The organism is Verrucomicrobiota bacterium (assembly GCA_027622555.1).
Lineage (GTDB): Bacteria > Verrucomicrobiota > Verrucomicrobiia > Opitutales > UBA2995 > UBA2995.
Window position 1 is genome coordinate 18,638 of record JAQBYJ010000048.1, and the last position, 22,450, is coordinate 41,087.

18 protein-coding genes and 1 pseudogene are annotated in these 22,450 nt (G+C 48.3%); 15 read left to right on the forward strand and 4 right to left on the reverse strand.

All coding sequences use genetic code 11. The features are described from left to right. Window positions 1-33 precede the first annotated feature (33 nt). The 5 genes and pseudogenes from O3C43_13470 (at window position 34) to O3C43_13490 (ending at window position 4,052) form a co-directional block, all read left to right on the forward strand. Window positions 34-1,461: an alkyl/aryl-sulfatase gene (locus tag O3C43_13470; protein MDA1067502.1), complete on the forward strand. Its 1,428-nt coding sequence runs from the start codon at window positions 34-36 to the stop codon at window positions 1,459-1,461. 117 nt (window positions 1,462-1,578) lie between these two features. After that, window positions 1,579-1,887 (forward strand): nucleotidyltransferase domain-containing protein, encoded by a 309-nt coding sequence (locus O3C43_13475; GenBank protein ID MDA1067503.1) that lies wholly within the window; start codon window positions 1,579-1,581, stop codon window positions 1,885-1,887. After that, window positions 1,868-2,211 (forward strand): annotated as a pseudogene (locus tag O3C43_13480) (DUF86 domain-containing protein). Before O3C43_13475 ends, O3C43_13480 begins: the two are co-directional and overlap by 20 nt. After that, window positions 2,208-2,444 carry a DUF3303 family protein gene (locus O3C43_13485; GenBank protein ID MDA1067504.1) on the forward strand — a complete coding sequence of 79 codons (237 nt, stop codon included), beginning with the start codon at window positions 2,208-2,210 and terminating at the stop codon, window positions 2,442-2,444. Before O3C43_13480 ends, O3C43_13485 begins: the two are co-directional and overlap by 4 nt. Window positions 2,445-2,471: 27 nt before the next feature. Then, entirely contained in the window at window positions 2,472-4,052 is a 1,581-nt protein-coding gene (locus tag O3C43_13490) for a glycerophosphodiester phosphodiesterase family protein (GenBank protein ID MDA1067505.1), read from the forward strand. A 219-nt stretch (window positions 4,053-4,271) separates the two neighbouring features. Here O3C43_13490 and O3C43_13495 read toward each other — a convergent pair whose 3' ends face one another. Next, window positions 4,272-5,642, reverse strand: coding sequence for a sulfatase-like hydrolase/transferase (locus O3C43_13495; protein MDA1067506.1), 1,371 nt, complete (start codon window positions 5,640-5,642; stop codon window positions 4,272-4,274). A 176-nt stretch (window positions 5,643-5,818) separates the two neighbouring features. Here O3C43_13495 and O3C43_13500 point away from each other — a divergent pair, with 176 nt between their 5' ends. Continuing rightward, window positions 5,819-7,036, forward strand: a complete 1,218-nt coding sequence (locus O3C43_13500) for a beta-propeller fold lactonase family protein (protein ID MDA1067507.1) — start codon at window positions 5,819-5,821, stop codon at window positions 7,034-7,036. Window positions 7,037-7,163: 127 nt separating this feature from the next. Here the strand turns inward: O3C43_13500 and O3C43_13505 are convergent, their stop codons facing one another. Continuing rightward, complete coding sequence (locus O3C43_13505) at window positions 7,164-7,625, reverse strand: DUF4440 domain-containing protein (GenBank protein MDA1067508.1); 462 nt, start codon at window positions 7,623-7,625, stop codon at window positions 7,164-7,166. A 100-nt stretch (window positions 7,626-7,725) separates the two neighbouring features. Between O3C43_13505 and O3C43_13510 the strand changes: the two genes are divergently transcribed. The 5 genes from O3C43_13510 to O3C43_13530 all read left to right on the forward strand — a co-directional run bounded on the left by O3C43_13510 (window position 7,726) and on the right by O3C43_13530 (window position 13,707). Then, entirely contained in the window at window positions 7,726-8,352 is a 627-nt protein-coding gene (locus O3C43_13510) for a DJ-1/PfpI family protein (GenBank protein MDA1067509.1), read from the forward strand. 269 nt (window positions 8,353-8,621) lie between these two features. Beyond that, a complete protein-coding gene (locus O3C43_13515) occupies window positions 8,622-10,031 on the forward strand; it encodes a DEAD/DEAH box helicase (GenBank protein MDA1067510.1) in 1,410 nt (469 codons plus the stop codon). Between the two features lie 54 nt (window positions 10,032-10,085). Further along, on the forward strand, window positions 10,086-10,760 hold the full coding sequence (locus O3C43_13520; GenBank protein ID MDA1067511.1) for a spermine synthase: 675 nt from the start codon (window positions 10,086-10,088) through the stop codon (window positions 10,758-10,760). Between the two features lie 100 nt (window positions 10,761-10,860). Then, window positions 10,861-12,531, forward strand: coding sequence for a polysaccharide deacetylase family protein (locus tag O3C43_13525; protein ID MDA1067512.1), 1,671 nt, complete (start codon window positions 10,861-10,863; stop codon window positions 12,529-12,531). An 18-nt stretch (window positions 12,532-12,549) separates the two neighbouring features. Next, entirely contained in the window at window positions 12,550-13,707 is a 1,158-nt protein-coding gene (locus tag O3C43_13530; GenBank protein MDA1067513.1) for a M24 family metallopeptidase, read from the forward strand. A gap of 128 nt (window positions 13,708-13,835) precedes the next feature. Here the strand turns inward: O3C43_13530 and O3C43_13535 are convergent, their stop codons facing one another. Beyond that, window positions 13,836-14,714, reverse strand: coding sequence for a GntR family transcriptional regulator (locus O3C43_13535; GenBank protein MDA1067514.1), 879 nt, complete (start codon window positions 14,712-14,714; stop codon window positions 13,836-13,838). 299 nt (window positions 14,715-15,013) lie between these two features. Beyond that, complete coding sequence (locus O3C43_13540; protein ID MDA1067515.1) at window positions 15,014-16,477, reverse strand: arylsulfatase; 1,464 nt, start codon at window positions 16,475-16,477, stop codon at window positions 15,014-15,016. Window positions 16,478-16,781: 304 nt separating this feature from the next. Here O3C43_13540 and O3C43_13545 point away from each other — a divergent pair, with 304 nt between their 5' ends. From O3C43_13545 to O3C43_13560, 4 genes are all read left to right on the forward strand, one after another. After that, complete coding sequence (locus O3C43_13545; GenBank protein MDA1067516.1) at window positions 16,782-18,272, forward strand: sulfatase; 1,491 nt, start codon at window positions 16,782-16,784, stop codon at window positions 18,270-18,272. Window positions 18,273-18,288: 16 nt separating this feature from the next. Continuing rightward, window positions 18,289-19,995, forward strand: a complete 1,707-nt coding sequence (locus O3C43_13550; protein MDA1067517.1) for a sulfatase — start codon at window positions 18,289-18,291, stop codon at window positions 19,993-19,995. Between the two features lie 5 nt (window positions 19,996-20,000). Next, window positions 20,001-20,834 carry a hypothetical protein gene (locus O3C43_13555; GenBank protein MDA1067518.1) on the forward strand — a complete coding sequence of 278 codons (834 nt, stop codon included), beginning with the start codon at window positions 20,001-20,003 and terminating at the stop codon, window positions 20,832-20,834. Between the two features lie 118 nt (window positions 20,835-20,952). Then, the gene (locus O3C43_13560) at window positions 20,953-22,209 is read left to right on the forward strand and encodes a sulfatase (GenBank protein ID MDA1067519.1); all 1,257 of its coding nucleotides are present in this window, start codon (window positions 20,953-20,955) and stop codon (window positions 22,207-22,209) included. Window positions 22,210-22,450: the final 241 nt, after the last annotated feature.

Genomic DNA, 22,450 nt, shown 5'->3' on the forward strand with positions numbered 1-22,450 from the left:
TTTGGCTAAAGCGGTTTGATTATTAATCGGATCATGATCTTCAAAAAACGACTTCCTTCAATTTCCCTGCTTATCCTGCTATTTTCTTTTGCTGCGTCTTTCGCCGCCGAAAGTGCGGCAACCAAACGGTTACTTGAGCGGAACAAGGAACTCGGCCCGCGTATCATTCAGGTTGCAGAGAATGTTTATACAGCCATCGGTTATTCAGCATCGACCAACTCAATGATCGTTGGGGAAACGGGTGTTATTATTATCGATCCAGGTCAGCAAGTTCCGCTGGCACGCAAAGTGCGTGTGGAATTCGAGAAGATTACCGACAAGCCGGTAGTGGCGATGATCTATACGCATGGTCACTTTGACCACACCGGTGGAGCACCTGCTTTTTATGAAGAGGGGAGCAGTATGCAGGTTTGGGCGCGTGATAATCTTGGTTCGGAGCAGGATAGAGAAGAGGAAGTGGGCTTTTCTGGAGGTATCCGTCGCTCAAACTCCCAAGGATTTGACCTCCAAGCTGAGCAGCAAATCAGCGTTGGTATCGCTATTCCTCCCTATGCACTGTTGCGTGGTAGCAGCTTCGGTGGAGGTCAAAGAGCGGAACCACAACCAAGCGCTCAAGGTGGTCAACGGAGTAGTGGTGTTAGCGGTGGAAGAGCCCAGGTTTTGCCTACTCATACCTTTTCTGAAGAACGTGTTGATTTGGAAATCGCGGGCATAAAACTCCAACTGGTAAAAGCCCCAGGTGAGACGGATGATCAACTCTATGTCTGGTATCCCGAACAGCGTACCTTGTTTGCGGGTGATAACTTTTATCAATCGTGGCCAAATGTTTATCCCTTGCGCGGCTCGGCGAGACGCTCCACGCGGGACTGGATCGCAAGTATTCATAGTATGGTAAAAGAAAACCCGCTCCATGTGGTTGGTGGACATACACCCCCCATCTTGAACGATGCGGTTGAAGTGCTCACCAATTACCGTGATGCGATTCAGTATGTTTATGACAAGACCATTGAGGGTGCTTCTAATTACATGACGCCCGACGAGTTGGTTGAATACGCCGCGATTCCGGAAAAGTACTCCAATCTCGACTACCTTGGTGACTATTACGGCAGTGTTGAAGGCACCATACGGGACATTTATGCCCAGGACCTCGGTTGGTTTGATGGAGATGCATTGAGCCTGCATCGTGAATCACCTCTCAAACAATCGCAACGTATGGCCGATCTAGTTGGAGGAGTGGATGCTCTTATGTCTAAAGCAATAGCTGCGATGGAAAACGATGATTCACTCGGAGCTGCCCAATTGGTGCAGCATGTCATTCGCCTCAGGCCAGATGACCGAAAGGCCAAACTTCTTATGGCCGACGCTTTGGCTGTTGTTGGAGAACGGACCTTTAACGCGCCTGCTCGTAATTATACGCTTTCATCTTCAAATCGATATCGAAGCGAAGCCGAGGAAAAGTGATGTTAACATGGGCCCCAGATTTTGAAAAATGCACCTTTCGCTATTTCCGGTACCGCTAGGTTTGAGCGTATCATATAATTTGTTGCGGTCTTTTCGATTTTCCTAACAGTTACATTTATGAATTCTCGTATGGTTTCTGCAATCAAAGCTTTGGAGCTCAAGGAACAGACGCTTCACGAGATTGGCGTGTTAAAAATCGGGATATTTGGTTCAGTCGCTAAGGGAGAAGATAATAAAAACAGCGACATCGATATTTTGGTAAAGTTTACTCCAGAATGCCACAGATATCAAAATTTTAATCAACTTTGTGACCTTCTGGATGATACGTTTGGAGAACGATATGACCTCGTTACTGAAGAAGGTCTCAGTCCATATTTCGGAGGAAAGGTGTTAGAAGAAGTTGTCTATGTCCCACTCGCCTCTTGATTTGTTGCTTCATATTTTGGAGGAAGTAGAATTTCTAATTTCAGAGTCCGCCTCACTCGATCAACAGTCCTTTTCGCGTGACGAAAAAAGCAAAAGAGCGTTCACCCGTAGTATTGAAATTATAGGCGAAGCCTCGAAGAAATTACCCTCTGGACTTAAGGCGCAACACAAGGAAATTGATTGGAAACCTATCGCAGGATGAGAGATAAACTTATTCATCATTACTTTGGCCTAGATTATCCGTTGGTACGGGATACGGTAATCAATGATATCCCCGATTTGAGAATCAAGATTTCGAGAAAGATAGAAGAAGAACGAATTTGAAAAAATTTATGGTAGTCGAACGGTTTAAAGCGGGATGTATCGACTCTGTATATGAACGTTTCGCTGAAAAGGGCTGCATGCTTCCGGATGGGCTGGTCTATATTGATTCGTGGGTGAATAAAGAACGGTGCATTTGCGGTCAGCTCATGGAAACAGGTGATAAATCGTTATTCGCGGAGTGGACAAAAATTTGGGAAGATCTTGTAGGTTTTGAAATAGTGTCGATAGACTAACAAACTATGCAGAAGAAATTTCGATTAATGCCCCCGCTACTTGTTCTTTATTCTCTTTGGGCCTTTGCAGGTTCCTGGTCGACGCTGGCTCGCGATCTTGAGATTGTTGCCCATCGAGGAGCCAACCACCTCGCGCCGGAAAATACCTATGCGGCAGCCCAGAAATGTGTCCAGCTTGGTGTCGACTATGTGGAAGTGGATGTTCGCACAAGTTCGGATGGGGTGATGTATATTATTCATGATAAAACGCTCGATCGTACGACCAATGGAACTGGTGAAGTGAGTGCTCGTAGCTCTTCTTATATTGATTCTCTCGATGCGGGTAGTTGGTTTAGTACGGAGTTCAAAGGTGAAAAAGTTCCGCGACTGGAACCGTTCCTGGAAGCGTTTAAAGGAAAGATTAAAATCTACTTCGATGTTAAGGATGCCGACTTGGCAAAGCTGGTTGAACTGGTTCGCGAAACCGGGTTTGAGCGAGACTGTTTTTTCTGGTTCTCCAATGATCAACAGGCTCTTGAGCTGAGGAAACTTGATCCAGACATTCCTCTTAAGATGAATGCGGTGGACGTGGATGGCTTAAAGCGGGTTCTTGCCTACAATCCGCAGATTATAGAATACCGGCTTGAAAACCTGACGCCTGAGTTTGTCGATTTTGCTCAACAAAATAATTTGAAGTTAATTGCGCATGCCCTTGAAGACGGAGCGGAGAAAAATTACCAGGCAATTATCGATTCGGCCGCGGATATGGTAAATCTGGATATGCCGGATTTGATGATTGAGATGTTAGCGAAGACCAACACGGATAACCCAATACGACGGACATTCAAGTTGGGTGGAGTAGAGCGGGAATACTTCGTGCGCTTGCCACGAACATTCGATCCGCGCAAAACCTACTGGCCCCTGGTTTCAGTTCATGGCGGTGGAGGTAACGGTCGCAATCATTTCCTCTCCATCGCTATTCGGGAAAAAGCGGATCGACTGGGCCTTGATGCCATCGTTGTTTCTCCCAGTTTTTCTAATTCCGATTTTGAGGCGAGTCGGTTTCCTGTTTTGGGCGAAGATCTGTTTTTGAAAAAGGTTCTGAAGCACTTGCGTGAGGACTATTTGTTGCGCTCCAAAATCTTGCTGACAGGGTATTCACGCGGAGGACAGTTTTCTCATCGCTTTGCATTTGCTGAGCCTGACCTTGTCGAGGCAGTCGCTTCTTTCTCTGCTGGCACCTGGACAACTCCCGACGGCAGATTACTTATTCATACCTATGGTGAAGTGAAGGACCCGAAAGTATTCCTTTCCCATACCGGAAATGCTTCTTTGGCTCCTGAAAGTTTCAAAAACATGTTTTCTCTTCGCGTGGCCAACGTGGCCGGAAATCCTCCGAAGCCGGCTGCCTCGAAAATACCGTTTCTGGTTATGTGTGGTTCGTTGGATGAACGATTTGAAATTTCAAAAGCCTTTGCTCTCAGTTTAATCGACGCCGGTTTTGAAGTTGAGGCCGGGTGGCCGCGGACGGCACACGGCGGAAGAGACAAAGAAGAGGTTAAAGCTGAATTTGAAAAATACTCATCACGGGCGCTTGAGTTTTTCAAACGTGTGACTGCGGAAGAGTGATGGTAGGCCAGTGCTCTCGAGGATTAATAGTTGGAAAGACTTAAGATAGAACATGCCTTTAGTCTGTTTCGGGTAGGGCTCGATCGCCGAGCGAGCCGTCTTAGATTCGGCGGTTTTGGCAAAACCACCCTACCTTTTAAAGAGCAAAGATTTTGTTAAATACTCCATTTAGTGGAGCTCATATCTATGCTGTGGTAGACGGTTCTCTTGTGCTGCTAACTAACTCTTCGGCCAAACCCAAGGCTGGTAATCCATCCCCATGCTATCGATAACTTTTTGCAGTTTCACCTTGGCGGCTTTCGCTTCGGAACCTGCTTTGGAAACATCGATTGGCGTCGTTTCTTCTGGATCGGCGACAAGATCGTAAAGCTTGCCTGTTTGTTTTGAAAGCTTCCACCGCTTGTCAAAGGCCCAGCTCGCCAGCTCGCGGCCTTCCTTGCCTTGACCTGGAAGCGGGTCGTGGTGAATAAAGAGCCAGTCGCGGTGTTCGCCTTTTTTGCCTTGGATCTGAGGAAGGATGGATTCGCCGTCGAAGATCTCTCCTTCGGGTAAAGGAATGCTGCCAACATCAAAGAGGGTTCGAGTGAGGTCGTTGCAATCTACAAGGTCATCCACTACGTGTCCTCTTGCGGCAGATCCAGGCCAGGAAACAATCAGTGGGACATGAGTACCACGCAGATTATTTTCGCCTTTGCCTCCGGGAACGATGCTACCATCTTTCATTTTTGAACTCACTTCCCTCGGCGTACCGTTGTCGCCATAGAAAATGATAAGGGTATCCTCGCTTAAACCGAGCTCGGCTACTTTGGCCTCAATGCGGCCCACCATTTTATCCATGTACTCGACCATGTCGTGGAAGAAGCGTGGATTATTCTGGTGACGTTGGTCAGGCCATTCCGGGCTGTCGGGGGTGGGGTTAAAGGGCCCATGAGTGAGCGCCATGGGGTAGTATACGAAAAACGGCTCGTCCTTGTTTCTTTCCATGAAGTCGTTGATGTAATCGACGTAGAGATCTGGTCCGTATTTTCCTTCTGTATTCGTGAGATAGGTCCCGTTACTGTTAATAGTTGGATCCGGATATCGGCTTCCTTTGTCTTCGGTGTGAGCATCGTGCCACAGAAAGTATTCATTGAATCCCGCGTCTTCGACGCGTTGACCCTTTCCACGATATTCCGGAAGGAAGTCGGGTGGGTTGTAACTATGTAGCTGCCACTTGCCAGAGATGCAGGTCTTGTAGCCTGCGGCTGTCATCCAGTGACCGAAGGTTTTCGATTCGGGTCGAAGGATGCCAAACGAGTGCCAGTTGCGCCAGTTGTACTTACCGGTCATCAACGAAACGCGGGTGGGTGTACAAAGTGGTTGCGCATGAGCATTGTCAAAACGTACGCCGTTTGCGGCCAGGCGGTCTAGAACCGGAGTGTCGTAAGAAGCCCCGCCATAGGTGCCGAGAGTTTCATAACCAAGGTCATCCGCCATGATAAGAATGATGTTCGGCTTGCGCTTAGTGGAGGCGTTGGAGTCTTGATTATCCGAGCACGCGGAAAAAAGGAAAGAGGCAAGGAGCAAAAGGATAGGTAATCGTTTATTCATAGGTAATCATAGAAAGAAACGCTCAGGTGGGAGAAACACAAGCGGTATTCATTTGATCCCTTGCTACAAGTAACCCGGTTGCTCTGGTTTTGTAAAAAGCATGTAGGATAGCGTTACCAATCGGGGCGGGTTTTGATTATTTCATTAATCCCTCCAATGTGGCGGATTCAATAGTTGTGAAGCACTCACTCTACATACTTGTTAGCCTATTTCTGGCATTCCACGCGGATGCTCAGATTTATAGCAGTCGATTCAGTAGTCACGATATCTATAAATACGATGAGGTGACGGGTGTGCGAATCGGAGAGGGTGCGTTTATTCCGGCGCAGTCAGGATTGGTGAATCCACATGGGATCATTGATCGGGGCACGGATATAATTGTCGCCAGCTGGACCCATGAGATAAAGCGTTACGATCGGGATACAGGAGCATTTCTGGGAAACTTTATTGAAAGTGATGCGGGTCTTGGTAATCCGGTTTACCTGGAAGTGGGTCCGGACGGATACCTTTACGTTTCCAGTCAATTGAATGATCGGATTTTCCGTTTTAACTTCCTGGGAGAAACAGGAGTTTCGATTGATAGTGGTCCCTGGATAAGTGGCGGCACGATGGATGGACCAAGTGGTTTCGATTGGTCGCCGGATGGTGCACTCTTTTATGTGGCAGGTCGGCACTCGGCTAACGTGGTTGCTTATCATGCAACCACAGGAGAATGGGTCGGAGCTTTCAGCACATCGAATAACAGCGGGTCTACATTCGGTTTAGCGGTTGATGACAGATCAGGTGATATTTTTGTGGCTGTGGATGGCAGCGTCGTTCGCTACGATCTTTCGGCAGGCTTTCCCCTCAACGGAATAACTCCCCCTTCGACTACTATATCGACTTCCGGTGCCATTGGGTTGGAGCCAAGTACCGATGGAAGTTTCATTCTCGTGGCTTCAGGAAATAATCTCTTTGTTATCTCCATTGCCGACAATTCATTGAGTGGCCCCATCTTCACCTCAAACGACGGCAACTTGCATAACTTTTTTCACTACTCCGAAGTGGAGGAAGAGGTGGAGACGATCAACGAGCCTCATGCCTTTGTAGTAGGATTCAATAATAATTCTGATGAGAACTTGGTTGAAGTTATTGCGGAGTATTTGTTTTTTAAATCGAGCGATGGAGTTGAGTTGGTATTTCAATACTCATCGGACTTGGAGAATTGGAGTGATGCCGCAGTATATCAGTTGAGCGGTGTAACTGTTATTAGAAACAATTCTATTGATTCTGTTCAGGTGAGTGAACCTTCGGATGCAGATTCGTCCTGGTTGATTACGGAAAGAAAAATAGTAAGTGGAAATCCGCCGACTTTCATTAGAATTCGTCAAAGAAGTATTACCAACGGTTCCTGAATTTTCCCGTGACCGGATTGATTCGATTTTGAAGCCAATTCTCAGACTGGCCATGTTGAATGATTTATTGATGTTACACCAACCAAGCCGCGCCAATGGTTCCGGGCTGAATTACAGAAAATGTAATTTATTCCGCAGCCGAAGTATGGTCGTGCAAGATCTTCCAGCCGTCGGAGGTGTGTATAAGGAGCAGGGTAAAAAGTCCCGTTGCATCTTCGTATTCACCTCCGCGTTTTAGTCGATATCGACCATGGACCTGAGCCCATTTCTTGGATAGCAATTTAACTTCAAGCTCTTCGAATTGCAGATGACCCATCGCCTCCGGGTTTGGATAGCGCCTAAGATAACGATTGAGAGTTGCCTCATACCCGCGTTGCACGGTGTCGCCGGATGAAAAACGAAGTTCATCTGTTTTTACATAGGTATCCATGAACGCTGGAATATCTCCGCGGTTCCACTCGGCGACTTGTTTGTCCAGGATGGAGCGGATAGCAGCTTCGGAATCCACCGGCGAATGGGTGCAACTGATTAAACTAAATAGGAAAGGGATAAATAAAGCTGCACCTAATTTTTCGGGATTCCATTTCATGTTGGGTTTCTATTTTTTGTAGACGATTCTGTAAATTAAAATGCGTTGATTCTGTGCCGCTTGGTTGCCTTAGTTCTTTATAATTTCCTACAACAAATTTATGAACTTTGCATTCCTTGGATTTAATGACCTTGAAGAACTTGATCTGGTGGGCCCTTGGGAGATTCTAGCCGGTGGATTGAAGCGTGAAAAACTCATCGAAGAGGCGTTTATTGTGAACGAAGATGGTGAGCCGTTTCGTTGCAATCACGGACTGGAAATTATTCCTCATTACAGCTTCAAGAACTGTCCGGATTTTGATTACCTGTTGATACCTGGAGGTTGGGGAACCAGGAGGGAGGCGGAAAACCCAAACCTCATTCAATTCATTTCTCAACGGGCTGAAACATGTCGCGCAGTCTTGTCGGTATGCACGGGCGCATTTTTGCTCGCAGAAGCCGGTTTGTTGAAAGGTAGAAAAGCTTCGACCCATTGGGGCTCTCTGGATCGTCTGCGAGCGGTGGGAAATATCGAGGTCGTCGAAAAGCGCTTTGTAAAAGATGGAAAGTTTTGGAGCTCAGCGGGAGTCTCGGCAGGAATCGACCTTTCTCTTGCCTTTGTGAAAGAGGAGTTCGGAGAACTAACGGCGGAAGCTATTCAGTTCCATGTAGAGTATTACCCTTTGGGAACCATTTATGGTTCACCTGAAAAGCGGGACGAAGCGCCCGGCTATTTGAAAAATCCCTGAATCAGCGAGTTGGCAGCGCTCTGCTTGCTGGTATCAATAGCTTGCAATTCCTGACGATAGCCTCCACCCATGCAGCTGTTTTAAGGATTACTTAGTCTCCTCATCGTTCAAACGTGTAAGAACAAGCGGTACGAATCAAGGTGATGTAGTGGTCCTGGTCATTAACCAAAACCCAACTTTTTGGAGCTGATCCTGAACTGGCACCATCCCGCTCTTTTAATAATTCATCCAAAAGAGCCTGACGTTTTATTTTTACCTTTTAACCATTTATGAAAAATTTCGCCGAACTCGGCTTATCAAAAGATATCTTACGCGCGGTTAGCGACAAGGGCTACGATACGCCATCGCCCGTACAAGAACAGGCAATACCAGCCGTTTTAACCGGGCAAGATGTGATCGCAACTGCGCAAACAGGCACCGGAAAGACGGCCGGTTTCACCCTTCCCATGATGCATTTGCTCACTCAGGAAAAAAGGGGTGAGGGTTATCCGATTCGAGCTTTGGTGTTGACGCCAACCCGGGAGCTGGCAGCTCAAGTTGAAGAAAGTATTGTTACTTATGGGAAATACCTGGGATTGAGAAGTTTGGTTGTATTTGGCGGAGTAAATATCACGCCGCAAATCAAAGAGCTTCGCAAAGGGGTAGACATTCTGGTGGCGACTCCCGGTCGTTTGCTCGACCTGTGTAACCAAGGTGTTTGCCGACTCGATAACGTGAAGTTCTTTGTGCTGGATGAGGCAGATCGCATGCTCGATATGGGATTTATTCCCGACATTCGCAGGACGATTAACCTGTTACCCAAAAAGCGGCAGACACTGCTATTCTCAGCTACTTTTTCAAAAGATATTCGCGGTTTAGCTCACGAGTTCCTCCGAAATCCCATCACCGTTGCTATCACCCCTGAGAAGCCAGCCGCACAGACGATTGCCCAACGAGCTTACCGCTGCGATCAGCATCGCAAAACCCAATTGCTTTCTCATTTGATCAAAACGGGCTTTTGGGAGCAGGTGCTCATATTTACCAGGACCAAACATGGGGCGAATCGCTTAACGCAGAAATTGAACCAGGATGGAATTCACTCAAGTGCCATTCACGGAGATAAAACGCAGACTTCAAGGACTCGTGCGCTTGAGGGGTTTAAGAAGAAGAATATTCGTGTCCTCGTAGCAACCGATATTGCGGCACGCGGAATCGACATTATTCAATTACCTCATGTCGTAAACTTTGAACTGCCCAATCTGGCGGAGGATTATGTCCATCGAATCGGCCGCACAGGTCGTGCCGGATTGGAAGGCGAAGCCATCTCCCTGGTTTGTAACGATGAACGTCCGTATTTCCAAGCCATTGAGAAATTGATCGGTCAGCAAATTGAATTAACGGATGTGACGGGATATGGTCCTGAAAATTGGCCAGAAAGAGGACCGAGCGCGAGCGAAGTTCAGAAAGCTGCGGCGGTTCGCAAAGAAGCCAACCGTCAAGCCCGTGGACCGCGCAAAAACCCAGGTCCCAAATCTTCCCAACGTTCGAGCCGAAAACCTGGTGGTAACCAACAGGGGAGAAAGAACCCCAATTCAAGTCAGTCGAGTGGCAGTAAGTCAGGTGGTTACCGGCCTGGGGGGACTTCAGCGGCTCCAGCCCCTGCTCGTCCAAGCAATCGCCGTAATCGTAGACGCGGGTAGGTGGAAAATTCTTTGATCGCAAAACGCCATGAAATTGTAGACGTTTAATTTCTGATGAAACCACGTATCAAATTAGCTGAGACAACGACCAAGGATGGATCCGTAATGAGTCTTTTGGAGCACGATGGCGATTTTGCCATCAGTTTCAATGGGCAGGATTTGATGCATTCCAAAGCGTCCACCTCGGAAAAGCAGTTGGGAACGGTTGGCGTTGTCCGACTGCCAAAAGGCGAACCAACGCGAATTCTGATCGGGGGCTTGGGCCTCGGCCTTACATTGAAAAGCGTTTTGGCTGACGCAGGACCGGATGCCGAAGTAACGGTGGCAGAGCTCATACCTGACCTTGTCGATTGGAACCGTGAGTTCCTTGGTAAACTGAATGGCGGAGTGGTAGATGATCCGCGTGTTGTCATCCGTCACGGTGATGTTACAAAGATCATCAAGAAAACCAAAGAGAATATCTACGATGTGATATTATTGGACGTCGATAATGGCCCCATTGCTATGGTCACTAAAAAGAACAGCTCACTTTTTTCTTATATGGGCGTTCGTTTCATTAAGGATGCTTTGAAACCAAATGGTCGCGCGGTGTTTTGGTCAGCGGGTCCTGATCCCAAGTTCGAGATTCTTTTAAATAAAGCAGGTTTTAAAGTTACTCCTGTACCGGCAAAGGTGCATGACCGTGCCAAACGTCCCGCGTATATGTTATACGTTGCCGATAATCGGTAGAGGTAGTTTGCGTTGGGCTTAAGGAATAGAGTATTTCCAGATCTTTATGGGAATGACTTGCTGCCAGGACTGAGGATTGATACGAATCCGATTCTTCTCAATGAAACGTTTATTTTTTCCTTACTTCCTTTTGTTTATCTGGCCTGGGTTGCTCTTCGGGGCTAGCGATAAAAAGGTGGTTGTGCTCACATTTGATGACGCTGTGAAATCGCACCGAACCTTCGTTGCACCTTATCTCAAAGAGCTTGGTTTTGGAGCTACTTTCTTTGTGTCCTACAAATGGATGGATGATAGTGAGAACTTCATGTCCTGGGAGGAGATAAAAGAAATCCACGAAATGGGTTTCGAGATTGGGAACCACACCTGGACCCATCGTGATATGGGGAATCCGGATAACGCCCATAGGCTTGCCGGTGAGTTGGGCCTCATCAATTTTATGCTTCAAAAACAAGGGCTGCCCGATCCTGTGACCTTCGCATATCCTGGAAACAAGTTTGGCCCGGAAGCGTTTAAAATACTCCTAGATGGTGGCTATCAATTTGCACGTCGCGGTATGCAGCCTGAAATTGAATACGGGAAACGACAAATAGGTCCGTTATACGATCCTGCAAAACATCATCCCTTGCTTGTGCCAACCACAGCCGATGCCTACCCCGATTGGGACTTGGAATATTTTAAACAGGTGGTCGATACAGCGGAAGCGGGGAAATTTGTTATTCTGCAGTTTCATGGTGTTCCCGATATCGCTCACCCTTGGGTACACACCGACCAGGAAAATTTTAAGGAGTTTATGCAGTATTTGAAAGAGCAGAACTTGAAGGTCATTTCACTGGGAGATCTCGCTAGGTATTTACCAACCGATTATGTGCCTCCAGATGATCCTTTGATCGGCTATCACTTTTCTGGAAAAAAAGAAATCAACCTCCTGACCTCGGAACAAGAGGCGACGCGTGAGGACCTCGAATACTGGGTGGATAACATGCGGCGGTTCCACGGGTTCAGTTGGGAAGAAGTTGCTCAGGTAACCGGTTATTCCGTGGAGGAAATAAAGGGAATGTCCAAAGGCTATGATAAAGTTATCCAGCCATCTGAGGATGTCCTGACTATTCTCCCTTACCCCGGAGGTCGTCATCCAAGAATCGGTTTTCTGGAAGGGATGATTGATCCCATGCGTGGTACTAAACTGAGTATCTTTCTGCCTTGGGATAAATCCCAGTACGTGATCCTTGATGTTCCGGAGGCCTTGTTTTGCCAGTTGGGAGTGACATTCCTGGGTCATACCCATGTGCCAACAATCTGGGACAGGGATCAAGTGACCATTTCCAATTCGGATTGGTCGATGACGGAAGCCGGAGCTTTCGAAAATAGTTGGGAACTTCCCAACGGTATGGACATTGGAGTAGTGGTAACTCCGTTGCGAGATTCAGTTGAAATGGAACTCACCGTTCACAACGGTTCGGACGTGGATATGGAGTTTATTAACGGTCAGGTCTGCATCATGCTGAAAGGAGCGACTGAATTTGATCTCCAAACCAAGGATAACAAGGTTCTCACCGACACGGTAGCCGCTGTTCAGTCTGAAAATAAAAATAGATGGATCCTGACTCAATGGGATCAACTCCGTAGGACTTGGGGTAATGATAACTGTCCCTGCCTGCATTTCGATCCCATTCTAAATCCCTGTAAGGTCGGTGAAACGGTAAAAGTCAAAGGTAGGATTTGGTTTCACGAAGGAGAAGAACTACCTTCGGAGTTTGCTATCAAAAATTAAATATTTTTGCCTTAAGCAATGCCTCAAAAAAATAAAACAGCCATGATTATGGCGGGCCCACCCGAAGAGCATGCGTCGCTATTTCGACGCATTCAATTTTCCGTTCACGATCCAGTCGTGCTTATTGAGTTGGAGGAGGATGCAAAGCGTATTCTTATTCTACGAGATATCGAAATGGAGCGTGCGAAAGCGAGGGCACGAGTAAACGATGTTCATTGCCCGGCAGACTTTACTCCTGTCGAAGGGCTATCGGGCGATAGGCAAACAGCCACCGCGCAAGCCGCAGCTGAATGCCTTCGCCGAAACGGCGTAACTGTCGTTCGTGGCGATCGAATGCTACCACTCGTGTATGTGGAGATGATTCGGCGTGCTGGTATCGAAATTGAATACGACCCCGACTTAGGTGTGTTGGATCGAAGGCAGAAGACGGATGAAGAAGTTGCCTTCCTGCGAGAAGCCCAAGGAGTTACTGAAGAAGCTGTTGAACTGGTTTGTCGAATGATTGCACGTGCAGATGCGGATGCTGACGGCGTGTTGATTAACAACGGGCAACGATTGTCTTCTGAATATCTCAGGTTAGTGGTTGATCGGTTTTTGATGGAGAAGGGTTACCATGGTCGACCTGCGATTATTGCAGGAGGCCCTCCTGCCGCAGATTGCCATAACTTGGGGTGGGGCGATATAAAAACGAGCACGCCTGTTATTGTGGATATTTTTCCGAGCAACCTATCCACAAGATACTGCGGTGATTGTACCAGAACTGTAGTCCATGGGGACGTACCGGATGAAGTGTTACTTATGCATGCAGCAGTGGCAGAGGCGAAGAGAAATGCCATCGCAGCGACCAAGGCGGGTGTGACCGGTCAAAGTGTCCATCAGGTCACATTAGGCACCTTGGCTGCTCATGGATATAGTTCAGGACTGCCAGCGGAGGATGATCCAGACACCTATTGTGCGATGACCTGCGGAACCGGCCATGGCATTGGCTTGGAGGTGCACGAACCACCGTTGCTGGATTTTAAGGGACCTGAGCTTCTGGTCGGCGACGCGCTAACAATCGAACCGGGATTATATTGCAAAGCGATCGGGGCCATACGCTTGGAAGACATGGTTGTGGTTCGCGAGGAAGGTTGCGAGAATCTGAATACGCTCCCCGAGGGTCTCGATTGGAAATAGGAATGTTTTTAAGTTTAAGGAGCTGAAACGGCACTGCGTGGACGCAGCGGCCCTACCTATTTGGTTGGTTGGCAGGGCAAGAGCATCCTGCTCTGCCGCTCTGTGTTTGGAAAGTAGGGCTCTATAAATTATCCTTGTTTCGTCCTTTTTGAAATACGTTCGAACAGGTGAGTTACATTCGGACGCTGGCTTCGAATGTGTTCTTGAAGAGCGTTGGATGCGGCATCCCAGTCTTTCTTGAGCAGCGCTCTGAGAATTTTTCGATGTTCCGCTGCTTTCTCCTCGATTACCGAAGTGGCTACTGTCGAGTAAGAAAAAAGGTAAGAGTAATACATGCCGAATTGCGCAAAAAAGGACTGAATATAGCGGTTCTCGGACTGTTCGATCCAATAGGCGTGTAGACCATTGTCCAGTTGATGTTTTCCTTTCGTATCGGGTGAATTTACTGCCAAAAACTCCTTTAGGCGTAAGGGATCCAGTCGTTTTCGCGCAAGTTCAAGTGCCTTCAGTTCCAGCGTTTCGCGAACATCGATATAGTCGAGCATGTCTTGTTCGCGGAATGGATGTACGCGCCACCCCCGTCTTGGAACGCGATCGATGAGTCCAGCTCCGGCCAGGCGGTTGAACACCTGTCGAATAACAGTTCGCCCCACGCCGTAGCGTTGAGCAGCTGGCTCCTCCCTGAGATAGACGGGTTCCCCTTGAACGCTGAGGTGGATTACATCTTCTGTGATCAGCTCATCCCAATTACGCAAGTGGATGGCCTGACCGGTGCTTGGTTTTTTGGTAATCTTTTTTGCGCGCCGTTTGGGATTGATGCTTAATCGACCATTCTGACCTTTGAGAATAAATTTCGATTCAATCAGGTTTTCGAGAGCCACTCGAATCGGAGTTAAGCTGACCTCATACTCAGTCGCCAGCGCGCTAAGTGTCAGTCTGGTAGGTAACGGACTTCCGTTTCTGATCTTTTCGGTCAGGTCATTTTCGATGTATTGGGAAATATTCACGTGAATGATAAAATCGAATGGGTTTGCCCAGTTGTATGCACAGTCTGTTGCTACAAAATGCTGTTGAAACTATAATTTACCATTGTGTGCAATATCAACTATTATATCCGTTTAATTCGAAACCTGGGCTTTTTACTATCCTCACATCTTGGTAAATTCCATCTATTTGGGTGTCTTTGTTTCAACTTTCAATCGGCAGCAAGCTACCTCCTACAGCAGGCGTACCGAAACCTCAACTGTAGGAGGTAGCTTGCTGCCGATTTGGTTCTTCCTAAAGCTCCTGCCTGCGTATTCAGCCACTAATTCGTAATAACCCAATCTTTAGGAGCCACGAAGCCATCGGCCCCTTCGAGGTAGTCCGGGATGCCCGGGATCTTGAGACGATAGTGTTCCTGAAGGTCCTTGAGCATGGCGGCTGTTCGCTCAGGCTCACTCGCTATGAGGTTGGTCTTTTCGGTCGGGTCGCGATCGAGATGGAAGAGTTCGATGGTGAGTGGTCCGTCAGGTGTTTTCAGGTTGGCTTGATCTGGCAGACCGTTAACGAGGACCAGTTTCCATGGCCCTTCGGTCAAGGCAAACTTGTTGCTCGGAGTTCCTTGAGCGACGTAGGTGAACCATTTCCGTTTCGGGGCCGACTTCTCTCCACGGATGATGGGGATGAGGTCGATGCCGTCCAGTGGATTGGGATCGACCGAGGTGACGCCAGCAATAGCTTTGAGCGTCGGATACACATCGATATAACCCATTAATGCATCCATCGTCCGGCCTCCACCTTGGATGCCGTTCGGCCAACGAATCACCGCCGGCACGCGAATGCCACCTTCGTAGGTTGAGCTTTTGCTGCCGCGATAGGGTCCATTGTTTGCGAAACTCACACCGCCGTTATCACTCATGAACAATACCACGGTGTTGTCGGTAATACCCTTGTCATCGATAGCCTTGAGTATTTGGCCGGTCACCTGGTCCATCGATTCGAGCATGGCTGAGTAAACACGCTGCCGTTCATTATCTATGTGTTTATACTTGGCGATATCCTGTTCTTTGGCCTGTAAGGGCAAGTGAGGCACAGTGAATGGCACATAACAGAAAAACGGTTTGTCGGTTGGACTTTCTTCGATGAAGCGAACCGCCTCGCGGCCGATCAGGTCGGTTACGTAACCTTCGTCGTGGTTGGTTTCCCAGTTGCGGTGCCAATCGAGTTGATTCTCACGTTTGTGAGTGAAATAATCGAAGGAGCCGTTGTAACAACCGGTGAAGTGAGTGAAGCCGCGATTGAGCGGAAGTAGTTGTTTTTGAAAATGACCAAGGTGCCATTTACCGAACGCGCCACGCCTTTCGTAGCCGGCGCTTGCGAGCATGTCGGCGAGAGTCAGTTCGGTAGTGGGTAGGCCCCATTTTCGCCAGGGCGTGATGACGGATTCGGCCATGCCGTATCGAATGGGCCAACGACCGGTCATCAAGCCGGCCCGGGTCGGCGAACAGAGGGGACAGACGTAAAAGCGTTGCAGCTTTACACCTTCGCTGGCCAGTCGGTCGATATTGGGTGTGGCTGCTACGCCACCGTTGTAGCCCACATCAGCATAGCCGAGGTCGTCAGCCAGAATGATGACAATGTTGGGCTTATCCGTGTGTCGGTTGCCTGACGTGTTGTCGGCCTGCGCAGCTTGCGATTGGCCGCAGGTTAAAGCGAGAATCAATCCGATGTATCGCAACATAACAGAGCATCCTTGCTGGTTGTCAGGGACTGGTAGGGATTCGATCATGGATGGAAAATCAATCTATGGGCCAACGGAATCAGATTATTTTTGTTACCGAAATCTTGCCTCCTTCTCAACGTTTTCGAAAGAAATAAGATACGTCAATTAAAGGTTTGCCATTGTGTGCAAAAACAAGGCTTTATATGGATGTTGGGACTGTCTTTATTCGCCCACTTAATCTACATAAGGAGAGGATAAAATTACGCAGACGATATTTCAGAAAAACAGATTTTATTTGTTTCTGTTGTCAGGCTTTCTCCTATTCATTAAAAGCACAACCTGGTCGCATGCAACGAATTCTCCACCTGTGGTGAGTGCGTCGAATCCAAATGTTCTCTTCGTTATTGTGGATGATCTTCGGCCGGAGCTGGGTTGTTATGGGAATTCTGAGATTAAGACGCCCGGTTTCGATGCGTTCTCCGAGCAGGCGGTTACCTTCAAGCGCGCCTATTGTCAGGCTGCGGTGTGCGCACCATCGCGTGCAAGTGTGATGACAGGTCTTCGGCCTGACACGAATCACGTCTGGGATTTGCGCGGGAAGTTTCGCATCAATATGCCCGACGTGGTGACTATTCCTCAGCATTTCAAAAAGCACGGCTACCACACCGTTTCGATGGGGAAGATTTTCCATAATCATATGCCGGACCTGGAATCCTTTGATGAACCGGATCTGAAGCCGTTGGAATACATGACGCCGGAAATGATCGATCGGGATGCCGAGTCCTTTTACTACGACGAGGAACTTAACCAAGAGCTTGCGGAGGTGCGTGAACGCCGTTTGGCGAAAAATCCGAATGCCTACGCGGACGGTTGGGCCTATGGTCGATCCACTGAAAATTCGGATGCGCCGGATAATGCCTTTTACGATGGTGCTCAAACGGAGTTGGCTATTGAAACCCTCAAACGCTTGAAGGAGAGAGAAGAACCTTTTTTCCTGGCCCTCGGATACTATCGACCTCATCTGCCTTTTGTCGCTCCCACAAAGTATTGGGATCTTTACGATCAGGATAAACTCTCGATGGCCGACAATCCTTTTTTGCCACACAACTCGCCGGTGATGGCCATGAACTCAGCTTACGAGTTGAAAGGGTGCTATGATTTGGAGGATACTCCTCACCCGGCCGTTGGGCAGTTGGATGAGGATACCGCACGGCGCTTGAAACACGGGTATTATGCTTCAGTCAGTTATGTCGATGCCTGCTTTGAAAAACTTATGAACGGACTCGACGAGCTGGGCCTTGCCGATGACACCATTGTTGTGGTGTGGGGAGACCATGGATGGAAACTCGGGGAACATGGTAGCTGGTGTAAGCAAACGAACTATGACATAGATGTACATGTTCCTCTGCTGATTCGTGTCGCAGGTATGAGCGCAGCTGGAGAAAGTTGTGAGCGTTTGGTTGAACTGGTTGATTTGTACCCAACCCTCTGTGACCTGGCTGGAATAACGATTCCAGATGAGATGGAAGGCACAAGCCTGAAGCCGCTCCTGACTGATCCTGATATGAATTGGAAGCCCGCTGCCTTCAGCCAGTTTCATCGCAACCCTCGGGTCAGTCCCGATGAGAAACGGTATATGGGTTATTCCATGGTGACTGAGCGATACCACTATGTGGAATGGCGTTACTGGGATGATGTAGCCGGAGTTTCCGGTGACCTTGCGGCAATTGAACTCTACGACCAGGAAATGGATCCTGGCGAAAATGTTAATATCGCGAACAATGCTCAAAATCGGAATTTGATTGGGAGCTTAGCCAGACAATTGAAAGCTGAGTGGCCAACGAAGGGAGTCCTGAAATAAAATCCGACATCATCTCATGAATCTTTTTCGCCTTATCTCGCTTTTTCTTCTGAGCCTTGCCTCTGCTACTGCAGCTGCGGACAGGCCGAACATTCTCTTCATCGCGCTCGACGATCTCAACGACTGGATTGAGCCGCTAGGAGGACATCCCCAAGCGATTACCCCTAACCTTACACGGTTGGCCGAATCCGGAGTTCTTTTTAACAACGCTCATTGTCCGGCACCCGCATGCAACCCATCGCGGACGGCAATTTTCACCGGAATTTCCCCACATGTTTCCGGTATGTATTCCAATCGTCAGAAAATGCGTGAAGTCCTGCCCGAAGCGGAGATAATGCCCAAATATTTTTCAAGGCACGGTTACTGGTCGGGCGGTTCGGGAAAGATGCTGCATTACTTCATCGATGCCGATTCCTGGGACGAATACTACCCGGCTAAGGAAACGGAAAATCCCTTTCCAGAACACATGCCTTGGGGTGAACGTCCCAAGTCCTTGCCCCGAGGAGGACCTTGGCAGTATATGGAAACCGACTGGCATGCCTTCGATGTTTCGGACGACGAGTTTGGTGGTGATGCAAAAGTGGCCGACTACGTGAGTTCCAAACTCATGGAAGAACATGATGAACCCTTCTTTCTGGCCTGTGGCATTTATCGTCCGCACGAGCCGTGGTTCGTGCCCAAAAAATACTTTGATCTGTTTCCGCTCGAGGACGTGCAGCTTCCTCCGGGCTACAAGGAAGACGATCTGGATGACCTGCCCTTGTCTGGTCAACAGAGGGGACCAAATCGTTACTTTGCTCACATACAAGAGCAAGGTCAGTGGCGACAGGGACTACAGGCGTACTTGGCTTCGATTGCCTATGCCGATGCGATGCTCGGTCGAGTTTTGGATGCTTTGGATAAAAGCCCCAATAGGGATAATACTATCGTTGTTCTGTGGAGTGATCATGGCTGGCACTTGGGCGAAAAACAGCACTGGCAAAAGTACACCATGTGGCGGGCGGTGACCCGTATTCCGTTTATTGTAAAGGTTCCACCTGGAGTGTTTGGTCTGCCTCAAGGCACGTCGGCTGGCAGTGTATGTTCGCGGCCAGTTAACCTGCTCAGCTTGTTTCCCACTCTGGTTGAGCTCTGTGGTTTCGCTGGGAAACCTGACAATGACGGCCCTAGTTTAGTCCCGCTTCTTCGCAATCCCCAAGCCGCTTGGCCCCATGTCTCCGTAACCTACGATGCAACACCCGAAACGTTTGGCCTAAGCGCGGAGGGCTGGCGTTACATTCATTACGCTAACGGAGATGAAGAACTTTATAACACCACTGCCGATCCGCATGAGTGGACCAACTTGGCGGAGAACCCGGCTTACGCCTCGAAACTCTCAGAGCTACGCTCTCGGTCACCCAAAAGGTTTGCGGCCCTGGTTCCGCAAAATGCAACTTCCCTGCCAGTGCTTGCGTGGCATCCGGCCGGGGGTGACGTTCCCTTATCCAAGCCCGATGGCGGAACATTCGATGTGGTGTTTTTCAATGAACGCGAATCCGAAGTGAGTTTGTTTCGGATGGATTCCAAAGAATCACCCAAACCCTTTGGCAAAGTTGAGGCTGGCAAAAGCTTACGACAACAAACGCGGCCGGGAGAAGTATGGCGTATTTTCGATGTGTCTGGCAAACCACTGGGTCATGTCATCGTCGATGATCGAAGCGCACGTGTATTGATCCCCGAGTAGTAATCATGCATCTGCCAAGATTTATCTTCCTCTTGTTACTCGTCCCTTCGCTTACTTCCTTGCCCGGCAATGAATGGCTGGTTACCGAGCCGCCCAGTGAATTGGGTTTACCGGCATTTTATGAGAAATTTATCGACGCCAATGGTTATCCGGTAGTGAGCTCAGGGAAGGTAGATGACTATGCGCTCAAGGAGGCTGCTTACTTAATAAACCTGATGCTCGCCAATCGCGCCGACATCAAAGAAACCATGGTAAAGAGTGGCTCGCGTATGATTGTCATGGCGCACGATGAATACACGACTGATATTCCGGAACACTCGAAACTGGAGCCGAAGGATTTCTGGGATGTCCGGGCTCGAGGGCTCGGTGGTTCTCGTGAAGATCCGGTTTGTTCCTGTGCGGAGGAAAACCTTTTGGCTTTTGAGGGTGACCCTTATTTCAGCGAGAATATTTTGATTCATGAATTCGCTCACAACATTCACTATCGCGGTATGGATCGATTGGATCCGACTTTCGACGCCCGGCTTCAGGCTTGTTATGAAAAGGCCATCGAGGCCGGATTGTGGGAGGGAAAGTATGCGTCGGTAAATCACGCGGAATATTTTGCTGAAGGTGTGCAATCCTGGTTTAATAACAACCGTCAGCCGGATCATGACCACAACCATGTGGATACCCGAAAGGAGCTCCAGGATTATGATCCCGGCCTTGCGTCCATCTGTGAAGAAGTCTTTGGAGCAACTCAGCTGGTTTATACCAAACCGACTACTCGCTTAACCGGTCACATGTCCGATTATGACCCGTCCAATGCTCCCAAGTTTGTTTGGCCGGAAAGGCTTTAGGGATTTGAAAATCTGCAATTATGTATGAAAGCAGATGTCTCCGATCCGAACCCATAATTCTCATAATTAGCTCTTTTTTGTATGAAAAACTCACATTTCTTTTTACTAACTGACAGGTCTGTATACCAATCCCCAGATCTGGAGACACATCTTGCCCGATGAAACGACGCTGCCCGAATATTTCAAGCAAGCCGGTTATTGGGCGGGTGGGGCTGGAAAACTGTTTCACAACAACATGCCCGATCCTCGATCCTGGAACGAGTACTACCCCTCGTTGATACAGCACTTTCCCTACTATTTCCTGCCGGATATCGATCCTGTAACGGGCAGGAAAATATTCCGCAAGCAAGACAATGAGATTCTGGAAGATGATCATAAGGGTATTCGATTCAACATGCCCTATTGGAAAGGTTCTTACATTGCGTTTGATTGGGCACCGCTTCCTTATGAAACAGAAGAAACAGGCGATTATGCTTCAGCGAAGTGGGTGATTGATCAGTTGAACAGGAAGCATGATAAGCCCTTTTTTCTCGGTTGTGGAATTTATCGACCACACCTTCCGCTTTACGTGCCCCAGGAGTATTTCGACAAGTTTCCCATCGAGGATATCCAATTGCCAAAAACGCTCGCCGGTGATCTGGATGACGTTCCTGTAACCGGTAGGAAACTCGCCGGCGCAAGAAATGACCACCAAAACGTACTCGAGGCGGGACAGTGGAAGGAAGCGGTTCAGGGTTACCTGGCTTCCGTAAACTACGCCGATGATTTGACGGGTCGAGTGCTGGATGCTTTGGCGACCAGCGACTACGCGGATAATACCATTGTCATCGTATTCTCCGACCACGGATGGCAGTTAGGTGAAAAGGAACATTGGCAAAAGTTTGCGCTATGGGAGAACCTGATTAAAAGCGTCTTGATGGTTAAAGTTCCTGATCGATTGCTGGGTGAATCAGGCAAAAAGCAAAAGGGCTCCAACTCCTACCAAAATGTTTCGTTGGTCGATATTTTTCCCACACTAACGGAACTCTGTAATCTTCCAGCCAAAAAAGGTGTTACGGGACGAAGTCTTATTCCCTTATTGGAAAACCCGAACAGCGAAGCATGGAACCATCCCATTATTTCTATGCACTCGGATAGCTACTTTTCTGTCAGGAAAGACGATTGGCATTATATCGCATACAGCGAGGAGGAAGAGGAACTATACGACTTGAAGAACGATCCTGAAGAATGGAAAAATCTGGCAGGTGAATCTGAATACGCCGTAGTCATACAGGAATTGAAACCGCATATCCCGAGTGAAAGAAAAGCGTTCGTCAAAACGAAACCGATCCGGTGGGCGGAGGTCCTTTCCGGAGAAACAAAGTTTTACGAATAGCGGAGCTTTCGTTTATAAAAAACCGGTGATCGATTTAGCCTCTTACTAAGAAACAATGAATGTGCTCAATTAAGTTTTATCGATTTCGAAAACACTGGCCTGTTTGTCTGTTTTCGCGGATAATTATCTGAATAATCCTGATGTCGATATATTAAACTATGCATCAATATCGCTGGGTGCAGGACAAATTTTTTCCTTAGATGCCTCATGCGGCGTTTTTCTGGTCCCAGTAGGAATCGAA